This window comes from Micromonospora citrea, from assembly GCF_900090315.1.
Taxonomy (GTDB): Bacteria; Actinomycetota; Actinomycetes; order Mycobacteriales; family Micromonosporaceae; genus Micromonospora; species Micromonospora citrea.
Genome location: NZ_FMHZ01000002.1, coordinates 2,826,899 through 2,845,110, shown reverse-complemented (window position 1 = coordinate 2,845,110; position 18,212 = coordinate 2,826,899). Strand labels below are relative to the sequence as shown.

The window sequence follows — 18,212 nt, the reverse complement described above, 5'->3', positions numbered from 1 at the left end:
CGGCGGCGGGGGCCAACCGCAGCTCATGGTGCGACCTGGGCCGGATGACGCTCGCCCCGCCGCGACGCCGAGGGGGCGTCGGGGGCGGGCGCCTCGGTCTTCAGCTCGAGGATCAGTTGCCGCAGTGCCTCTTCGGTCGACGGCGGCTGCGGCTCACCCCGCTCGCGCCGCCAACGGGCAAACGCCAGGTCAAGTTGCGCGGCATGCAGGCGTTTGATCCGCCTGTACGCGGCAGGGCTCTCCCACAGCAGCGTGTGGAGCCGCATCATGAACCGGCGCGGTGCGTCGAGGAGTACCGAGACCTCGGCCGGAGTGACCGCGCCCGTCGGGTCGGCCGCCTCGGCCCGCAGTTGCCGGTGCAGCGACCTCGTCTCCCGGCGCAGCGCCAGGACGACGAGGAAGAGCAGGACGGCGAAGGCCGGGCCCTTCAGGACGAGCAGGTTCACCGGCTGCGCGACGAACAGTTGGATCGTCGGATCGTCCGACTCCCAGTAGAAGTGGCCCATCGCGCAGATGTCCCAGACCAGATGGGCGGCGACGGCGAAGGCGAAGCCGCTGGCCGCGCACGTCACCCGCCGCGGCCAACTGTTGAGCTGCGTGGCCAGTCCCACCCCGGCGCCGATGATCCCCGTGTACGTGGCATGGCTGACCAGCAGCCCGGTGACCTGCCGGTACCAGTGCTGGTAGAGCACGGCGTCGAAGTTCTGCGTCATGTAGGATATCGACTCGGCGAACTGGAAGCCGAGGCCGACGCAGGCGCCGACGACGATGCCGCCGAGCATGCCGTCGACCCGTCGCCAGGCGAGCAGCACGACCGCCGCGACGCCGGCGCCCTTGACGAGTTCCTCAGGGAACGCGGCGGCGGCCGAGTGGGCGATGATCGTCGCGGTGCCCGGTGGCACCTCCGCCGTGACGACGGTGTGCAGCATGACCTCGACCATCTGGGAGAAGTACGAGGCGACGAGGAGCCCCCAGGCGAAGGCCACCAGGATCAGCCACCACGGTGGCCTGCGGTTGCGCTGCATGCGGCGGAACGTCCACAGCGCGAACACGGTCGTGGGAACGCTCAGCAGCGCGCCCCGCCAGGCTACGGCGACCGACAGGAGCACGCTGAGCGCCATCAGGATCGCCGGTACGACGAACACCAGCGCACCGCCGATGGCGCAGGCCAGGAAGCGGGTACGCCGGGAGTTGCTCCGCGCGGAGACGATCGCCGCGACGGTGACGGCGGCGCTCGCGGCCAGCAGGGTGATGCCGATGCCCACGAGGTTGATCGCACCGAAGATCCGCAGATCGTCGTCGTCATCGCGGACCACGGCGACGAATGCCGCGGCGGCGATCAGCGCGAGCAGGGCCCCGCCGATCGCGACGACGGCTCCGAGGCGGTCGAACCGGTACGCCCCGGGCGTCTCCGTCGTCGTCGTCGCCACCGTCGCTGCCGGCGTGGCCGCACCGCCGTGGGCCGGCGCGGCGGGCTCCTCCGGGTGGCCGGCGGCTTCGGCCGGGTCGGCCGGCGGCGGGGGCACGGCCGGCTGCGCGGCGGCTTCGGCCGAGTCGGCCGCCGGCCGGGGCACGGCCGGCTGCCGTGGCGAGGAATCGTCCTCGGTCATCGCTCGATCTTCACGTGCACCCAGGCGAGCACCTCGACGACCTGGTCGTTCTCCACGGCGGCCAGCACGAACTGGTAGTTGCCCGGGGGCGCGGCGGACGTGGCGCTCAACGGCACCGGGTTGGTGCGGAGTTCCTCGAGACCCGACAGGTCGACACTGTTGGTCCGGTAGCCGGTCGCGTCGTGCCATCTGGCCCGCACGGATTCCCGGGAACCGGACTCGACCGTCCGCGCACCCACCGTGGCAGCCGGAACGAGCTGCCCGCCCTGGAACCTCGATCGCGGGGTTTCGGAGACGCGGCCGGTTGCCGGATCGTACGCGTGGAACCGGATCGGCAGCGGAGTCGAGCGTTGCGGCGTGGTCGGCCACGACACGGCGGCGACGACCGCTGCGGCGAGGAGAACGAGCGCCGCGACCAGGCCGAGAAGCCGCATCACGAGGACCGGCGTGGGGGCCTCTCCAGGCTCGGATCGGTCTGGCATCGGCGTCTCCCATCAATCCGAGTAACCGTGACCCGGTCCTGCGACGATCCATGTAAATATATTCGAGATCGACGATGACACCCGGAATCGGGGGCGGCCGTGCTTCTCCAACTCCTGGCCGACGGCGTACCCATCGACTGCGGCGGGATGGGTGACGCTCTGACCGGCTGCTACGGCAGGCTTCCCGCGGTCGGCATCGCGGCGGCCGCCGTGTTGGCCGGTGCCGGCGTTCTCGGTCCCGTCCTGCTCGCAGTCCTGCTTCCGCAGCTTCTCAACACCATCGCGGGCGTTCCGACGGGGGACGGCACCCCGGATGATCCCCGCGAGGGCGCGTCCCCGACCGGGGAACCGGCCGATGCCCGGATCGTCTCGGCCTCGCTGGCGAACGCCGACGTGTTTCGCGCCGCCAGGTCCGCCGGCACGGAGCCGGACGAGCCGGCGGTGCTGGTGCTGAGGTACCGGCCGGACTTCGACAGGCGCGACTTCGACCGCAAGGCGCGTGACCTCGTCCGGCTCGGCCGGGAGGGCAGGCTGAAGAAGGCCGCGCCGGACCGCGAGAGCAACAAGGTGTACGACCCGTCGACCGGCAAGCGGCGCACCCGCACCAACGTCTACCGGGAGCGGATCATCCGGCGCCTGACCAAGGGCGGGCGCCTGACCCGGGACACGGGCACCGCGGAGACGAACAAGTACCTCGCCAACAAACGCGTGGTCGAGCGCCTCTACGCCGGCAAGGGCCGGCCCAAGGCCGCCGGCGTGGGTTACGACCCGGACCACATCCAGGAGCTGCAACTGGACGGGAAGGACACCTACGACAATTTCCGGCTGATGGACACCTGGACGAACCGCGAGATCGGCAGGGAGATCTCCGTCGCGCTGCGGAACGTTCCCGAGGGTACGCCGGTCATCGTGAAGGTGATTCCCTGAGCAGTACGCAGGGTTCAGCCCTGGCAGCAGCGGACGGACAGGTGCCGCCAAGGGCACGGAGCCGGCCAGGCGTGAGGTCACGGCCCACTGCCGCCAGCCGTCAGCTCACCACCGACGAGCCGACGCCTCCACGCTCACGGTCAGGCGTCCACCCACGGGCAGGCTCTGGCCTGCTGACCAACCCTCCGCGTTGTCGGAGAAAACTCAAAAACATGTTGATCTGGGGTCCGATTCATGTGAGTATCACCAGGTGATCTACTGACGCGCACCCAGCCCACTGCCGTGGCCGCCCACCTGTCTGGTGGATGTTGAGGCCCGGCGGGCAGTCGATTCCTTCTTTCGATTCGGCGATTGGTGTCCGCGTGACCAACGTGTCCGTTCTGCATGCCCGCGATCTGATCAAGGTCTACGGCGACCGCATTGTTCTCGACGGTGTATCCCTCTCGGCGGGTCCCGGCCAGCGGCTGGGAATGGTGGGCGAGAACGGGGTCGGCAAGTCGACGCTGTTACGACTGCTCTCCGGTGAGGAGGAACCGGACGGCGGCGAGGTGCAGCGTCCGGCCGACACCGAGTTCCTGCGGCAGGAGCTTCCGTTCCCGGCCGACGCCCCGGTCGGTGCCGTCGTCGACGACGCGCTCGCCGAGTTCCACCGGGTGCGGGACCGCCTCGACGAACTCGGTGAGATCCTTGCCGCCCGACCCGAGGAAGAGGCCGCCCTCACCGAGTACGGCGATCTGCTCGGCTGGGCCCAGGATCACGACCTGTGGGACGCCGGCCACCGAGCCAAGCTGGTGCTCGACGGTCTTGGTCTGTCCGCTGTGGACTCGGAGCGTCCGCTCGGGTCGCTCTCGGGTGGGCAGCGCACCCGGCTCGGCCTGGCCGCGCTGCTGATCCGCCAGCCGCAGGCGGTGCTGCTCGACGAGCCGACCAACCACCTCGACGACGAGGCGGTCACGTTCCTGGAGGGCCGGCTCGCCCGACTCCCGGGCGCGGTCGTGCTGGCGTCGCACGACCGCGCGTTTCTCGACGCGGTCTGCACCGACATCATCGACCTCGACCCGTCCCGCGGCGGTGTCACTCGTTACGGCGGCACCTACTCCGACTACCTCGAAGTCAAGCGCACCGAGCGGGCGCGCTGGGAGCAGCAGTACGAGACCGAGCAGAAGGAGTTGAAGGAGCTGCGGCAGGCGGTGGTGACCACCGCGCACGAGGTGAACCACGCGCGGACCATCAAGGACAACAACAAGATCGGGTACGACCGGCACGGCGGCCGGGTCCAGAAGCAGATCTCCCGGCGTGTCCGCAACGCCCAGCAGCGCCTGGACGAACTCACCGCCAACCAGGTGCGCCGCCCGCCGGCCCAGCTCAGCCTCACCGTGGCGTTGACCGAGAACGGGCCGCGCGAGGGCAGCGTGTCGTTGCGGCTGGTCCGGGTGAACGGCCGGCTGACGATCGACGATCTGACCGTCAACACGGGCGAGCGGCTGCTGATCACCGGGCCGAACGGGGCGGGCAAGTCCACCCTGTTGCGGGTGCTGGCCGGTCAGCTGGCGCCCGACGCCGGCACGGCCCACCGGTCGGCGGGCCTGCGGGTCGCGCTGCTCGAGCAGGACGTCGAGTTCCCCGATCCGGAGCGCTCCGCCCTTTCGTACTACCTCGAGGCGGCTGGTGAGGATCCGGCAGTCCCGCTGTCCCGGCTCGGGCTACTGGCCGGGCGCGATGCGGAACGGCCGGTCGGGCTGCTCTCCACCGGCCAGCGCCGGCGGGTCGCCCTGGCGGTGCTGGTGGCCCGACCGCCGGACGTCCTGCTGCTCGACGAACCGACCAACCATCTGTCGCTGCGCCTGGTGGAGGAGTTGGAGGAAGCGCTGCGCAGCGCGCCGGGTGGCGTCGTCGTCGCCTCTCACGACCGATGGCTGCGCCGTGGCTGGCAGGGGACCGAACTGGCCCTGCTCGACGGCCGTGTCCGAGTTTGAACGACGCGGAGGAGAATCTCTTGTCCACCCAACTCGCACTGCACACGGTGAGCAAGGCGTACCCGCACGGCCGGGTTCTGACCGCGGTCTCCGCATCCGTGGGCGACGGCGAGCGTGTCGCCGTGGTCGGTGAGAACGGCGCCGGCAAGTCGACCCTGCTGCGGTTGATCGCCGGCCAGGAGAGGCCGGACGAGGGTGAGATCGTGGTCACCGCGGACGGCGGGATCGGGTACCTCGGCCAGGTGCTCGACCTGCCGGACACCGCCACCGTCGGTGACGCGCTCGACGCGGCCCTGGCCGACCTGCGCGACCTGCAGCGCCGGATCAGCGAGGCCGAGCAGGGGCTCGGCAACGCCGACGCCGGCACGCTGGCCGCGTACGGAGAGATGCTCACCGCCTTCGAGCTGCGTGGCGGCTACGAGGCTGATTCCCGGGTCCGGGCCGCGATGTCCGTGTTGGGCATCGGGGACCTGGCGTCGGAGCGCGAGCTGGGCACGCTCTCCGGCGGCCAGCGGGCCCGGCTCGCGCTGGCTGGCGTGCTCTCCGCGGAACCGCAGCTGCTGCTGCTCGACGAGCCCACCAACCACCTCGACGAGGCAGCGCTGACGTGGCTGGAGAACAGACTCCGCCGGCACCGGGGCACGTTGGTGGTGGTGACCCACGACCGGTTGCTGTTGCGGCGGGTGGCCACCGCCATCCTCGAGGTGGACGGGGACCGGGCCACCGTGGTGCGCTACGGCAACGGCTACGCCGGTTATCTCGCCGAGAAGCGGGCGGCCCGGCAACGCTGGGAGCAGGCGTACGCCGAGTGGACCGCTGAGATCGAGCACTGGACCGAGTGGGGCGCGACGACGGCGTACCGGGTGGCGCCGGGCCGGGCGATCAAGGACCACAACAAGTGCAAGTACAACGGTGACGGCCGCCGCGTCCAGGCGTCCATCTCCACCCGGGTACGGGGCGCGGCCGAACGCCTCGGCCGCCTGCACGCCGAGCCGGTGCCCCGGCCGCCGGACCCGTTGCGTCTGCACGCGCCACTGGACGCGTCGGTCCGGGAGGGGGCGGTCCTGACCGCGCGCGGGCTGCACGTCGCCGGCCGTCTGCTGGTGCCGGAACTGTCCGTCGCCGCCGGCGAGCGGGTGCTGGTCACCGGCCCGAACGGGGCCGGCAAGTCGACGCTGCTCGACGTGCTGGCCGGCGTGGTCCAGCCGGACCAGGGCACTGTGGGGCGCCGTGGGGTGGTCGGCCACCTGCCGCAGGAGAGCCCGATCGGTGACCCGTCGCGGAGCCTGCTGTCGGCGTTCGCGGCGGGCGGGGCGGGCACCTGGGAGGAGCACGCCGAGCGGCTGGAGTCGCTGGGTCTGTTCCGTACCGGCGACTTCGGTAAACCGGTGAGCATGCTGTCGGTCGGGCAGCGCCGCCGTCTGGCCCTGGCACGTCTGCTGGCCGGTGAGGCCGACGTGCTGGTGCTCGACGAGCCCACCAACCACCTGTCGCTGGTGCTGGTGGAGCAGTTGGAACAGGCCCTGGCCGACTACCCGGGCGCGGTGGTGGTGGCGTCGCACGACCGGCTGTTCCGGGAACGCTGGACCGGCACCGTGGCTGAGCTGGACGGCGGCAGGCTGCTCGCGCCGGTCCGGTGACCGGGTCGAGGCGTTCGTCATGGTCCGACCGCCTACCGGCCACGCATTTCGCGGTTTCCGGATACGACAGCCGGCCGAGAGGCGGAACCAGGGCGCCGCGGCCCGCATTCGTCACTCGATCTCCGCGTCGAACGCCTTGCGGGCGTGGTCGATCTGCGGCAGGTAGGTGTCAGCCCATTCGAGGAGGGCGTCGACCGGGGCGCGCAGGGTCTTTCCCAACCGGGTGATCCGGTACTCCACCGCGACCGGGCGGGTCGCCACGACGTGACGTTCGATGATCCCGTTGCGCTCGAGCCGTCGCAGGGTCGCCGTGAGCGACTTCTGCGTCACGGCCGGGATCGCCCGGCGTAGCTCGTTGAACCGGCACGGGCGCTCGCACAGTTCGTTGAGAACGCTGAGCGACCACTTGTCCAACACCTGGTCGAGCAACTCGCGGTGTGGCGCGTCGATACGCAGTTCCTCGGCGAGGGCGGTGGTGGTGTCGCGCATGAAACCAGGTCTCCTTGAAGTGTCCTCCGTCAACTAGGTATCAATAGTAAACCGAGTTGGTTCCCAGCAGAGGAGAACGATGCCCGTCACCCGCTTCAGCCCCGAAGGCCTCCAGCCGCACACGCCCTACGATCACGTGGCGGTGGCCACCGGGTCACGTCACATCCACGTCAGCGGTCAGATCGCCCGCCTGGGCGACGGCACACCGGTTGCGCCGGGCGACCTGACCGGGCAGGTCGCGCAGGTACTGCGCAACACCGGTCGGGCCCTCGCCGGAGCCGACGCGTCATTTGAGGACGTGGTCCGGTTGACCTTCTACGTGACCGACTGGGCACCCGAGAAGATCGGGCCGTTCATGGCCGGGATCGAATCGGTCGTCGAGGAGCTCGGCCTGCCCTGGCCCCTTCCGCCGGCGTCGCTGATCGGGGTGGACCACCTCTTCGAGCCCGACGTGCTCGTCGAACTGGAGGCGACCGCGATCTCGCAGTGAGTGCTTCCTGCTCGACCGCGGGATCGAGACAGCGGTCCGCACGGCCACGCGTCGGTGCCGCCACCTGACGCCCCGTGTCACCTTGTGTCGTCGCCCAGCATCAGGCCGGCTCCGGCCTGATGCTGGGCAGGCAGGCAGCGCGCCGGTTCGTTCACGCGCTCCGGGTATATGTTCGGTGGGTGGATGTGGTCGCCGCCTGCCGGGCCTTCGTCGCGGTCAGCGGCCACGGCAGCTTCACCTCCGGGGCCGCCGCTGCGGGCATCCCCCAGTCCGTCGCCAGTCGCCGGATCGCCGCCCTGGAGGAGCACTTCGGGGCGCGGCTGTTCGACCGGTCGTCCCGCGCGGTGCGGCTGACGTCGTTCGGGCAGGACATGCTGCCGTCAGCCCGGCGCCTGGTCGACCTCGCCGATGCCATGGGCGACGACGCCGAGCGGGCCCGGTTGCGTCCGCTGCGGGTCGCCGTACCCGAGATCTGCCCGCCGCGCCGCCTCGCCGATCTGGTGGTCGAGGCGCGGCGGCAGCGCATCCACCTGGAGGTACGGCCGGCCGGCCCGTCCGAGCGTGAACGGCTCTGCCGGACCCTGGAGGTCGGTGCCGGAATCGTGGCGGTTCCGGAGGCGACAGCCGCCTGGCGGGTGCCGCTGGGGCTGGCTGCCCGGACCCCGTTCCCGGCGCCGACGGTGTTCCTGGAGACGTTGCGCAGCGGCCGGGCCCGCACGCAGGCACGCCGGCGGATCCTGATCCAACCCGAGGACGACGTCGCGCACCTGCGGGACCCGCTGACCCGCGCGGGCCAGGCGGCCGGCCTGGTACCGGCTCAGGTGGCGGTCGCGCCGTCCCTGGTCGACGCCGCGGCAGCGGCCCTCGGCTCTCCCGACCTGCTGCTCTGCTCCCGCCAGCAGGCCGAGGACTTCGGACTGCACTGGTGCCCTCTCGCCGGCCCACGGCTCCTGCGGGGCTACGACGTCACCGCCGGCGTACGCGAGGACCTCGACCAGTTCGGCACGGTCCTGTACGTGGACATCGCCCGATGCCTGGGCGCGCCCGACGGCCGCCCGGGGTCGGCCGAGGACCGCACACTCGGTGACCGCTCGACGCGAGAGCCGGCATGAGCGTCGCCGCTGTCGTCCGCAACGCGCGTGACCTGCTCGACGAGGCGGGTCTCGACGGCGCCTTTCTGGTCCGCAACCTCGACACCGGCGAGGAGATCGGCTTCGACACGGAGACCCCGTACCCGGCGGCGTCGCTGGTGAAGGTGCCGCTGGCGGTCGCCGTGCTCGAACGGGTCGCGCGTGGGGAACTCGACCCGGCGAGACCGGTCGATCTCGCGCCCGGCCGGATCACCACACCGGGCCCGACCGGGCTGAGCCGCTTCCGCCATCCGGCGCGGATCGCCGTGGACGACCTGCTCTACCTGAGCACCTCCATCAGCGACTCGGTCGCCGCCGACGCGTTGTTCGACCTCGTCCCGCCGACCGGGGTCGCCGCCGAGCTGCGGCGACTGCGCGTCGACGGCATCGCCGTGCGGCATCGGGTCGGTGAACTCGCCGACACTCCGGCGGAACGCCTCGGCCCCGATGACGTGCACCTGGCCCACTCCCTCGCCATCGGCGCGGCCACCCCCGGGCAGGGCCACCCCGTCGCCCAGCTCGACGTCACCCGCGCCAACACCGGGTCGGCCCGCGCCTTCGTCGACCTGCTGCAAGCCCTCTGGCGGCCGTCGACGATCCAGGGGTCCACCGCCGCGCGAACACGCGCCCTGATGGGCGACAACCTGCACCGGCAGCGGCTCGCCCCGGACTTCACCTCCGACGCCTCCCGCTGGTCGTCGAAGACCGGCACCCTGCTGCACCTGCGCCACGAGGTAGGCGTGGTGGACCACGCCGACGGGCAGTCGTACGCGGTCGCCGCGCTCACCGCCTCGCGGGTGCCTGCCGCCGCGCAGCCCGGCAGCGAGGCGACAATGGCGCAGGTCGCCCGTTCCCTGCACGACCACCTGCGCACGGGCACCCTGCCCTGGTGGAGTTGATCAGGACGTGGCCCGGGCCCGCCGCTCGCTCAGCCAGACCAGCGCCACCATGGCGATGTTGACGGCTGCGAGGATCGACAGGGACGCGTCGCCGGAGTCGCTGGACCGGTCGATCGCGTAGGGCTCGCCGGCGTGCTCCGGTGTCCGCGGTCGCGGGCTTCCCGCGTCCGAAGGGCCCAGGTGATCCATCGGCTCCCAGGCTCCGTCGGATCGTCACCACCGCACCGTGACACCTCAACGTACGGGCCGCGCCCGGCTCAGCTGACCAGTTCCGTCGGTGCCGGTGCGAAATCGATGCGTGGCTTGCCCTGCATGGCCGCCGCCAGGGTCTCGTAGACCGGCGGGTTGACACCGTCGCGCTGCTGGTGCCGCATCTTCACGGTGGTCTGCGGCCAGTCCGGGTCGGTCAGGATGCCCGCGACGGCGTACTGCTTGGTCATCGCGACCAGGGAGGCGTAGTTCTCCGCGTCGGTGGTGCCGGTCTTGCCGGCGACCGGCGCGTCCACTGCGGCCTTCACCTGCGCGGCCGTCCGACTGCCGCCACACCGGCTGGTGGCGGAGTCGTCGCCGACGGGGCAGCGGGCGACGTCGACGGCGGCGCGGGCCACTGCGGTGTCGATCCGTTTCTCGCAACGGGGATCGGCGACGCTCAGGGTCCCGCCGTCCGGACCGCGGATCTCCTGCACCGGTGTCGGTGCGCACCAGGTGCCGTCCGCGGCCAGGGTCGCGTACGCGTTGGCCAGTTCCAGCGGGGTCGTGGCGGAGACGCCCAGGGTGAACGCGCCCCAGTCGTGGGCGGCCTCCCGGTTGCCGGCCCACCGGTTCTCCCGGTCGACCCGGAACCGGACACCGAGCCGCTTGGCCACGTCGACCACGTTCTCGGCGCCGACCTGCTGTTGCAGTGGCACGAAGTAGGTGTTTGTCGACCGGGCGAACGCGCTCCACATGTTCAGCACGCCACCGGCCTTCTTGTCGGAGTTCGTGGGGCAGTAGAGATCGGTTCCCGGACACGCGGTGGGGCTGGCGCGGTCGATGACGTACTCCGACCGAAACCGTTGTGGTGCGTCAATGGTGTGGCTGAGGGGGATGCCCTTCTCCAGGGCGGCGACGACGGTGAAGATCTTGAAGGTCGAGCCGGCCTGGTAGCCGGTGATGCCGTCGCCTCCGGTGAGTAACGGGTTCACCGTGTTGGGGTAGTTGCCCGAGGCGCCCTTCGCCCGCTGCTTCGGGTCACTGTGCGGCTTGTTGGTCGGGTTCCCCGGGTCGTCGGGTCGGAAGGTGCGGTTCACGGCGAGGGCACGGACGCGACCCGTGCCCGGTTCCACCGCGGCGACCATGGCCGCTTCCTCGGCGGTCTCGCTCTTGGCCCTGCGTACCGCCTGGTCCGCACCGCGTTGGGCCTGAACGTCCAGGGTGGTGATCACCCGGTAGCCACCGCTCTTGAGACGCCGTTCCCGGTCATAGCTGGTGGAGCCGAAGGCCTCCTGCGACATCCACCAGCGGTAGAAGTAGTCGCAGAAGAAGCCCCAGTTGCGCTGGTTGGTGGCGACGCAGCCGTTCGGGGTGCGCTTGCCCTTCACGACCATCCTGGTGGCCTTGGCCGCGTCCGCCTGCTGCTGGTTGATCGCGCCGATGGTGACCATGTTCTGCAGGACGTAGTTACGCCGGTCGAAGGCGAGACCCCGGCCGCTGCGGGTGGTCGGGTCGTTCTGGCTCGGCGCCTTCACCATGCCGGCCAGCAGCGCGGCTTCCTCCAGCTTGAGCCTGCTGGGCGGCTTGCCGAAGTAGACCTGGCTGGCGGCGAAGATGCCGTACGCGCCGTTGCCGAAGGCGGCGATGTTGAGGTAGCGCTCCAGGATCTCGTCCTTGGAGAACTCCTTGTCGATCTCCAAGGCGTAGCGCATCTCGCGTAGCTTGCGGGCGCTGGTGTCCTCGGTCGCGGCGACCACGTCGGCCGGGTGCGAGGCGGAGTATGCGATGGCGAGCCGCACGTACTGCATGGTCAGCGTCGAGGCGCCCTGCTGACCGTTCGTGCCGGACCGGTTGTTGACGAAGGCCCGGGCGACGCCGTCGAGGTCGACCCCGTTGTGCCGGTAGAAGTCGTGGTCCTCGGCGGCGATGATCGCCTTCTGCATCAACGGCGACACGTCGGCGAGCTTCACGTCCCGCCGGTTCTCGTCGTACATGGTCGCGAGCGGTGTCTTGCCGTCCGAGGCGAGCAGGTAGCTGATCTGCGGCGCGCGGGCCACCGTCAGCTCCTTCGGCAGCGCGCCGAACGTCTCGGCGCCGGCCTTCGCCGTGAGGCCGGACATCGCCACCGCGGGGAAGGCCGCCGCGGCGACCACCACTCCGGCCAGAAGGCCACAGATCAGCAGCGATGCGGCGTTGGTGAAGACATCGTGGTCACGTTTCCACATCCCGGGTCACCTCGATTCGTAGGGTGCAGGGCGGCAGCGGCCCACCAGTCGGCGTCCCACGCCCCGGTCGGGCCTTCATCGCTGCCGCCCTGCGGTGTCCGACACGTGCGCGCGCTCGGCGACGAGTGGGTGCCGGTCCACGGTCACCAGCCGGCCAGCACCGCCTTCGTCGCCTCGGCGATGAGGGCGTTGTCATAGCTGGCGTCCTTCTCGTCCCGGCTGGACAGCACCGCGAGGACGATCGGCGCGCGGTCCGGGGGCCAGATCACCGCGATGTCGTTGCGGGTGCCGTAGCCGCCGGCGCCGGTCTTGTCACCGACGACCCAGCCGTCGGGGACACCGGCGCGGATCAGCTCGCCGCCGGTGGTGTTGCCCCGCAGCCAACCGTTGAGGATGTCACGGTCCGCGGGTTCCAGGGCGTCACCGACGGCGTACGCCCGCAGGGATTCAGCCAGGGCCCGCGCGGTGCTGGTGTCCCGCCGATCGCCGGGCCTGGCCTCGTTGAGTTCGGTCTCGTAACGCGCCGGATCGGTGACCTTGTCGCCGACCTCCCGCAGCTCCTTCTCGAACTTCTGCGGCCCGCCGAGATGGCGCAACATCAGGTTGGCGGCGGTGTTGTCGCTGTACCGGACGGCGGCGTCCGCGATGGCGCGCAGCGTCATGCCCGTGGCGACGTGCCGCTCGGTGATCGGCGAGTAGGTCACCAGGTCGTCCGCCGAGTACCGCACCACCCGGTCCAGCTCGGCGTCCGTGGTCTCGTCGAGGATCTCGGCGGCGGCCAACGCCTTGAAGGTCGAGGCGTACGCGAACCGTTCGTCGGCCCGGTACTCCACCGTCCGGCCACTGCCGGTGTCGATCGCGTAGACGCCCAGCCGCGCGTCGAACCTCTTCTCCAACTGCCGGAACTCGTGTTCCCGGTCGGGTGCGGGTGACGCGGGGGCCGGCACCGCGCTGTCCCGCGCCGGCTGCTCGGCGGCACCGGCCGGGCTGCAGGCGGCCAGGGACACCACTGCCGCCATGGCCACCAGGCGGCGTGTCGCAAAAATCATGATCACTCCTGTCGATGCGTGGACCGGGCGCCGGACAGCCGGTCGGACAGACTCGACCCTGACAGCGATCCGGCATGCGGTCGAAGACAGAAGTCGCGGGATTCATGCCGATCAGACATCAACGGCGCGGCGCGGACCGACCGCAGGTGGATCAGGAGCGGCGCTCCGCGAAGGGGCCGTCGGCGGCGAACGCCCGCTCGGCGAAGCGTTCGGCGATGCGCCGGTGAGTGGCGGAGTCCGGGTGGAGCTGGTCGGGCAACGGCAGCTCGGCGAAGTCGGCCTCGCCGTAGAGGTCGAGGCCGTCGAGGTGGTGCAGGTTCGGGTCGTCGGCAGCGCGCTGGGCGGTGATCCGCGCCAACTCGTCCCGGATGACACGGAGGGTGAGTTTCCCGCTCGCCCGTTCCGCCGGGTCTCCGGTGGCCCGGAAACGCACCTGTCCGGTGGCGAGGGCGGCCAGGTCGAACGCGCCGGGGCCGGGGGTGTCCTCGTGGATGGGGCAGTAGATCGGGGAGACGACCAGCAACGGCGTGGTGGGATGGCCGTCGCGGATGGTGTCGAGGAAGCCGTGCACGGCCGGGACGAAGGCGCGCAGCCGCATCAGGTCGGCGTTGACCAGGTTGATGCCGATCTTCACGCTGATCAGGTCGGCCGGGGCGTCCCGCATCGTGCGGGCGGTGAACGGGTCGAGCAGCGCGCTGCCGCCGAAGCCGAGGTTGACCAGGTCGACGCCGCCGAGGGACGCGGCGACAGCGGGCCAGGTGGCGGTGGGGCTGGTGGCGTTGGAGCCCTGACTGATGGAGCTGCCGTGGTGCAGCCACACCCGGCGCCCCCGGTCGGGCACGGGCGCGACGGGGGCGTCGGTGCGCAGGGCGACGAGTTCGGTGGTTTCGTGGTGCGGCAGCCAGATCTCGATGTCCTTCGCCCGGTCGGGCAGGCCGGTGAACCGGACGGTGCCGGGCGGAGCGGACCGGCGCTGCGTGGTCCCGCTGGTCATGTCGATGGTCACCGTGTCCCCGCCGGTGACGCTGGCCTGGTCGGTCAGGTGACCGTCGACGAGCAGGTCGTAGACGCCGTCGGGGCGGGCCGGCAGGCCGAGGTAGGTGTGTCGGGTGGGCAGCGTGTCCAACTCGATCGCGGTGGCGCTGGTGCGGAAGGCCAGCCGCACGCCGGCGGGTTGGGCCTCCACCATGGCGAGTTGCCCGTCGGTGTACTGGGCGCGGGCCCAGGCGGGCAGCCGGTGCGGCAGCACCCCGCGCGCGGTGCGCTGCACGTCGAGCGCGCCGCGGAGAAGGTCCGTGCTGATCGGCGTGGTGATCCAGGAGGCAGACATGCTCTCAATCCATCAATTGACGTTGTCGGGCGGCGGTGACCCGGCGGCCGGGTCGCTCACGGCCAGTCGTGTTTCGCGAGCGTAGCGGGCCGCTTCGCGGCGGGTCCGGGTCTGAGGCTTGGCGCCGGCCGCTCCACCCTGCCCACCAAGATCAAGAAGGTCGCATGGTTCTGCCCCTTCGTGTTCTGGTCGCAGCGGGGCATTGCTGTGGTCGCCCGCTGGGGATCAGCAGAGGCGTCCACGTCACGACCGCGTGTGACGTGGTTCTTGACTGAGGCCCGCGGTGAGTGCTGGTCCTGTCTTTCGGGTGCGCCACCAGATGATTGCGGTGATGACGATGACAGTGAATGCGGGGACGAGCTGGTACGGCGTGCCGACTCCGGCTGAGCGGTCCTGCAGTGCACTACCGAGGTCTACCCGCAGGGATGTGGCCAGGATGAGGCTGAATGTGTTGAGTACGGCGTGGAGCATGACCGCGATTTCAAGCCCGCCTGTGCGCCAGGTGATGATCGCAAGGCCGGTCCAGAGCACGAAGTACCAGACGATGATGTACGGATCCGTCGCGCCGTGTGCGGCCGTGAACAGCAGGCTCGAGACCAGCACCCCGGCGACCAGTCCCGCCCGTGGGCTGCGGGTCCAGCTTCCGATCACGCGGAAGATCAGCCCACGCACGCCGTATTCCTCGCCCGCCGACTGGAGCGGGGTGAGGAGCATCGTGGCGAGGAAGATGGCGATGAGGTCGGTCTGCGACCAGGGGGACTCCTCAACGGGCGTGAGAGCTCCGAGGGCGTTGACCACCAGCCAGGCGGGACCGAAGATGAGCAGCGACTTGCCGAGCAGGTCGAAGCGGAACCGCGACGTCACGGAGTGCAGGGACGCCCCGGGCACCCGGTAGAGCCACCGCTGGATGAGCATGCTCCACGGAATGAGCAGGCCGAGGGAGAACATCGTGCCGGCGTGGTAGAGCGGCGTGTAGTCGGTGCCGCCCAGGATCGGCGGGGTGTTGCCCATCCGTACGTCGATGAGCGCAACCGCCCTGCCGATAACCGTCGGGAAGATGACGAACCCTGCCAGCAGGAGGATGATTGCGAGGATGCCGCGACCGATCCGGCGTTTGTCGCCTGCGAGTACCCGGTGGTATTCCGTTCCAGTTGGAACTGACGGCCCATTGCGGGGCTCGCCCGAGGTGAGTAGCGAGTTCGGCTTGTCTGTCGTAATCATGACTTCCTCTTGTGCATACGGTTACTTCCCGACTTGGTCGAGCACGCTGTGACGCAGGCGGAGTGCCCGCTCACTGCTCCCCAGAATGGCCCCGACGGCGAGGGCGAAGTTGAGCCAGACCGGTAGGTGTACGGGCGATTCGAAGGTTCCGATGTTTTCGGCGATCGGGGGGATCTGCGAAATCGGTTCGGCGAGTTGCAGCAGATTCAGGCCCACGCCGATGAGGAGCATCAGCACCGAGAGGAGACTGATCGAGCGGCTCAGCGTCGGGTGCTCGCGTTCGACGCGGGCACGGCGTCCTTCGGCGGACTTCGGATCAGGAATGAGCCGGTGCTCCGCGCCGGCGGTGGTGACGTAGTGGCAGCGCTTGAGCCCGAATGCACTGATCGCCACGTGGATGGTGCCGCCCTCGACGGGGAAGGCTGCCGGGAGCTTGGACTCGGCGTGGTGTCTGCCGTCGAGATACAGGTGCGCTCTCGCCTTGCCGCCTTCCGGGTCAGTCCGGCGTGGGATGTCGACGGCATACACCGTCTGCCGGCCATCCCGGTTGGGCAGCGGGAGGTAGAACAATGCGCGGAAGGGTAGCTGCCACCAGCGGAGGCGTTTCAATGCCCGCCCGTCTCCGCTCTTGATGCGCTTGGCTGTCCGCCGTCGCCGCCAGTCCTCGATCACGTTTCCTCGCTCGCCGTTGACCGCCGCTTCTCACTAACACGCTGTGCTAGTGGCAACGCTAGCACAGTGTGCTAGTACGATGTGCTAGGAGGTGGCGGATGACACAGGACGTAAGCACCGGCTCACGGGAGCGGATTCTCGCGGCTGCGGCGGCGATGCTCGCAGAGGATGTGACTACGCGGCTGAGCGTGCGTGCGGTCGCGGCACGGGCCGGGGTGAGCACGGGCTCGCTCAGGTTCCACTTTCCGACCCAGCGCGCGCTGCAGGACGCCGTGCTCGCCAGAATCTACGACCGGATGTTCCCTGATGACCCGATCCACGACCGATCGCTACCCGCCCGGGATCGACTGGTCAACTGTCTCCGGCAAGTGCTCGCCCCCGCCGGCGTAGGGGAGCAAGCACGTGAGGCGTGGGGCAGGGCGTACCAGATGTTCATCGCACCCGAACCGACCGAGGAGGTGCGCGCGGCGTATCTCGCCTTGGAGCGGGAAGGGTGGCGCCGTGTCGAGTACTGGCTGACGGTTCTCGCTGACGAAGGCGCGCTTCCCAGGGAAGACCACGCACGCCGGGTGAGATTCCTGCTCACCGTCCTCCAAGGGCTCTCCATCGAACGAGCCCTGCCCGCCGAGGACTCGATCCTGAAGTCCGAAACCGAAACTCTGTACACGGCCGTTGACTGCGTCCTCAACACCCCGACCGCATGAGCGGGCATCCCGTCAGGGCATGCTCGTGGGCGGCGGCGGTGACGTCGTCGGTCTGGTGAGTGGTGGCGTAGGCGTCGAACACTGGCGGGATGGTGGTGGTGATCGAGACGCCGGCAGTGGTGTGACCGGCGATCCGATCCACGTCGGCGCCGGCGGCGCCGATGCTCCAGCTCCGCCCGTCCTTGCTGACCTGCAATCCGCAATTCAGGCGGATGCACCTATGTTCTGGCGAAGCCGAGGGTCCGGTATCCGGGCATGCGGCGTGAAGGTGAGGCGGCGAGGATGGGGGTGGCCGGGTCGTGGAAGTCGTGGACCTCGGTTAGGCGGGCACGTGTCCGCGGTGTCCGCCGGCGACGGTGAGGGGCGGGCCCGGCCGCTCCCGCAGGCTGGGGTGGGTATGGCTGAGTGTGTTCCGCCGTGCCTGTGGCTGACCTTCGAGGTGTCATTCGCTCCCGCCTCGCCGATGGGCGGGTCGAACGGGCGCGGCATCAGTAACCGTAGACTCGGGGCGCTCACAGCCCCCAGAACAGGCCGGAGAGTCCCACACCGCGCAGGTATTCCTTGGCGGCTTCCGGTTCCCGTCTGCGGTAGCCGCGGTCGAGGCGTCCGTCGTACCAGTGGGCGGCCAGCCGCCAGAGGGTGGGCAGGTCCATCACGTAGCCGCGGGTGGACCCGGTCTGGTGACACCACGCGTCGACGCACTCGGTGGAACAGAACAGCCGCTGGTGCCCGCAGGTGCGGACGACGTCGTCCCACATTCGTGTGACGGGCACGAGGAAGTGGGCGACCTGGTCGCCGTCGGGTGGGCCGTCGGCGCCGACGTTCCAGGCGTGCGGGCGGGAGCAGGCGGGGCAGCGGGTGGAGACGAGGACCTCGCCTTCCTCGCGGAGCAACTGCGGCAGCGCGAACGAGTCCCAGGCGCAGCCGCCCCACCACAGCGTCCGTCGGCCCATCACCGCGAAGCCCAGCGGTACGGCCGAGAACGGATGCGCCATGACGATTCGCCCCGCCTCGTCGAGGGCGACGTGGCGGGTACGGGCGAGCTCGGCCAGCCCGGCCCGTACCGTTCCGATGTCCGCCTCGGTTGTCGCCGCCAGGTCCTCGGCACTCGGCGCGCGCCCGGTGCGGGCGAACGAGCGGTAGACCGCGAGCCGTAGATCTTCGAACTCCGTCATC

The 18,212-nt window shown here is 70.4% G+C and carries 17 protein-coding genes and 1 pseudogene; 7 read left to right on the top strand and 11 right to left on the bottom strand.

Annotated elements, in window-relative coordinates; genetic code table 11:
• Positions 1-23 precede the first annotated feature (23 nt).
• Together GA0070606_RS13005 and GA0070606_RS31925 are read right to left on the bottom strand one after the other, a co-directional pair.
• The gene (locus GA0070606_RS13005; protein WP_141721665.1) at positions 24-1,610 is read right to left on the bottom strand and encodes a PrsW family intramembrane metalloprotease; all 1,587 of its coding nucleotides are present in this window, start codon (positions 1,608-1,610) and stop codon (positions 24-26) included.
• A complete protein-coding gene (locus GA0070606_RS31925) occupies positions 1,607-2,092 on the bottom strand; it encodes a hypothetical protein (protein WP_141721663.1) in 486 nt (161 codons plus the stop codon). The genes GA0070606_RS13005 and GA0070606_RS31925 overlap by 4 nt, the downstream gene beginning before the upstream one ends.
• A gap of 99 nt (positions 2,093-2,191) precedes the next feature.
• Here GA0070606_RS31925 and GA0070606_RS13000 point away from each other — a divergent pair, with 99 nt between their 5' ends.
• The 3 genes from GA0070606_RS13000 to GA0070606_RS12990 all read left to right on the top strand — a co-directional run bounded on the left by GA0070606_RS13000 (position 2,192) and on the right by GA0070606_RS12990 (position 6,635).
• Entirely contained in the window at positions 2,192-3,019 is an 828-nt protein-coding gene (locus GA0070606_RS13000) for a hypothetical protein (RefSeq protein ID WP_091098582.1), read from the top strand.
• A gap of 362 nt (positions 3,020-3,381) precedes the next feature.
• Entirely contained in the window at positions 3,382-4,995 is a 1,614-nt protein-coding gene (locus tag GA0070606_RS12995) for an ABC-F family ATP-binding cassette domain-containing protein (RefSeq protein WP_091098577.1), read from the top strand.
• Positions 4,992-6,635, top strand: coding sequence for an ABC-F family ATP-binding cassette domain-containing protein (locus GA0070606_RS12990; RefSeq protein ID WP_425413042.1), 1,644 nt, complete (start codon positions 4,992-4,994; stop codon positions 6,633-6,635). The genes GA0070606_RS12995 and GA0070606_RS12990 overlap by 4 nt, the downstream gene beginning before the upstream one ends.
• 111 nt (positions 6,636-6,746) lie before the next feature.
• On the opposite strand, the gene GA0070606_RS12985 is transcribed toward GA0070606_RS12990, so the two are convergent.
• Complete coding sequence (locus GA0070606_RS12985; protein ID WP_091098570.1) at positions 6,747-7,124, bottom strand: winged helix-turn-helix transcriptional regulator; 378 nt, start codon at positions 7,122-7,124, stop codon at positions 6,747-6,749.
• A 79-nt stretch (positions 7,125-7,203) separates the two neighbouring features.
• On the opposite strand from GA0070606_RS12985, the gene GA0070606_RS12980 reads away from it, so the two are divergent.
• The 3 genes from GA0070606_RS12980 (at position 7,204) to GA0070606_RS12970 (ending at position 9,643) form a co-directional block, all read left to right on the top strand.
• Positions 7,204-7,614, top strand: a complete 411-nt coding sequence (locus GA0070606_RS12980) for a RidA family protein (protein ID WP_091098566.1) — start codon at positions 7,204-7,206, stop codon at positions 7,612-7,614.
• Between the two features lie 179 nt (positions 7,615-7,793).
• Positions 7,794-8,726 carry a LysR family transcriptional regulator gene (locus GA0070606_RS12975; protein ID WP_091098561.1) on the top strand — a complete coding sequence of 311 codons (933 nt, stop codon included), beginning with the start codon at positions 7,794-7,796 and terminating at the stop codon, positions 8,724-8,726.
• Complete coding sequence (locus GA0070606_RS12970; RefSeq protein ID WP_091098557.1) at positions 8,723-9,643, top strand: serine hydrolase; 921 nt, start codon at positions 8,723-8,725, stop codon at positions 9,641-9,643. Before GA0070606_RS12975 ends, GA0070606_RS12970 begins: the two co-directional genes overlap by 4 nt.
• On the opposite strand, the gene GA0070606_RS12965 is transcribed toward GA0070606_RS12970, so the two are convergent.
• From GA0070606_RS12965 to GA0070606_RS12940, 6 genes and pseudogenes are all read right to left on the bottom strand, one after another.
• The gene (locus tag GA0070606_RS12965) at positions 9,644-9,832 is read right to left on the bottom strand and encodes a hypothetical protein (RefSeq protein ID WP_091098554.1); all 189 of its coding nucleotides are present in this window, start codon (positions 9,830-9,832) and stop codon (positions 9,644-9,646) included. It abuts the gene before it with no gap.
• 77 nt (positions 9,833-9,909) lie between these two features.
• Positions 9,910-12,060: pseudogene (locus GA0070606_RS12960) on the bottom strand (transglycosylase domain-containing protein); the annotation flags it as partial.
• Between the two features lie 143 nt (positions 12,061-12,203).
• A complete protein-coding gene (bla, locus tag GA0070606_RS12955; protein WP_425413094.1) occupies positions 12,204-13,112 on the bottom strand; it encodes a class A beta-lactamase in 909 nt (302 codons plus the stop codon).
• 148 nt (positions 13,113-13,260) lie between these two features.
• Positions 13,261-14,439 carry a GDSL-type esterase/lipase family protein gene (locus GA0070606_RS12950; RefSeq protein ID WP_091098547.1) on the bottom strand — a complete coding sequence of 393 codons (1,179 nt, stop codon included), beginning with the start codon at positions 14,437-14,439 and terminating at the stop codon, positions 13,261-13,263.
• A gap of 243 nt (positions 14,440-14,682) precedes the next feature.
• Entirely contained in the window at positions 14,683-15,660 is a 978-nt protein-coding gene (locus GA0070606_RS12945; protein ID WP_091098543.1) for a CPBP family intramembrane glutamic endopeptidase, read from the bottom strand.
• Between the two features lie 21 nt (positions 15,661-15,681).
• Positions 15,682-16,332, bottom strand: coding sequence for a hypothetical protein (locus tag GA0070606_RS12940; protein WP_091098539.1), 651 nt, complete (start codon positions 16,330-16,332; stop codon positions 15,682-15,684).
• 98 nt (positions 16,333-16,430) lie between these two features.
• Here GA0070606_RS12940 and GA0070606_RS12935 point away from each other — a divergent pair, with 98 nt between their 5' ends.
• A complete protein-coding gene (locus GA0070606_RS12935; RefSeq protein ID WP_091098534.1) occupies positions 16,431-17,036 on the top strand; it encodes a TetR/AcrR family transcriptional regulator in 606 nt (201 codons plus the stop codon).
• Here GA0070606_RS12935 and GA0070606_RS12930 read toward each other — a convergent pair.
• Both GA0070606_RS12930 and merB read right to left on the bottom strand, forming a co-directional pair.
• Positions 17,017-17,232 carry a hypothetical protein gene (locus GA0070606_RS12930; protein WP_245724671.1) on the bottom strand — a complete coding sequence of 72 codons (216 nt, stop codon included), beginning with the start codon at positions 17,230-17,232 and terminating at the stop codon, positions 17,017-17,019. The genes GA0070606_RS12935 and GA0070606_RS12930 overlap by 20 nt on opposite strands.
• A 316-nt stretch (positions 17,233-17,548) precedes the next feature.
• The gene (gene merB / locus GA0070606_RS12925; protein WP_091098530.1) at positions 17,549-18,211 is read right to left on the bottom strand and encodes an organomercurial lyase; all 663 of its coding nucleotides are present in this window, start codon (positions 18,209-18,211) and stop codon (positions 17,549-17,551) included.
• Position 18,212 lies beyond the last annotated feature (1 nt).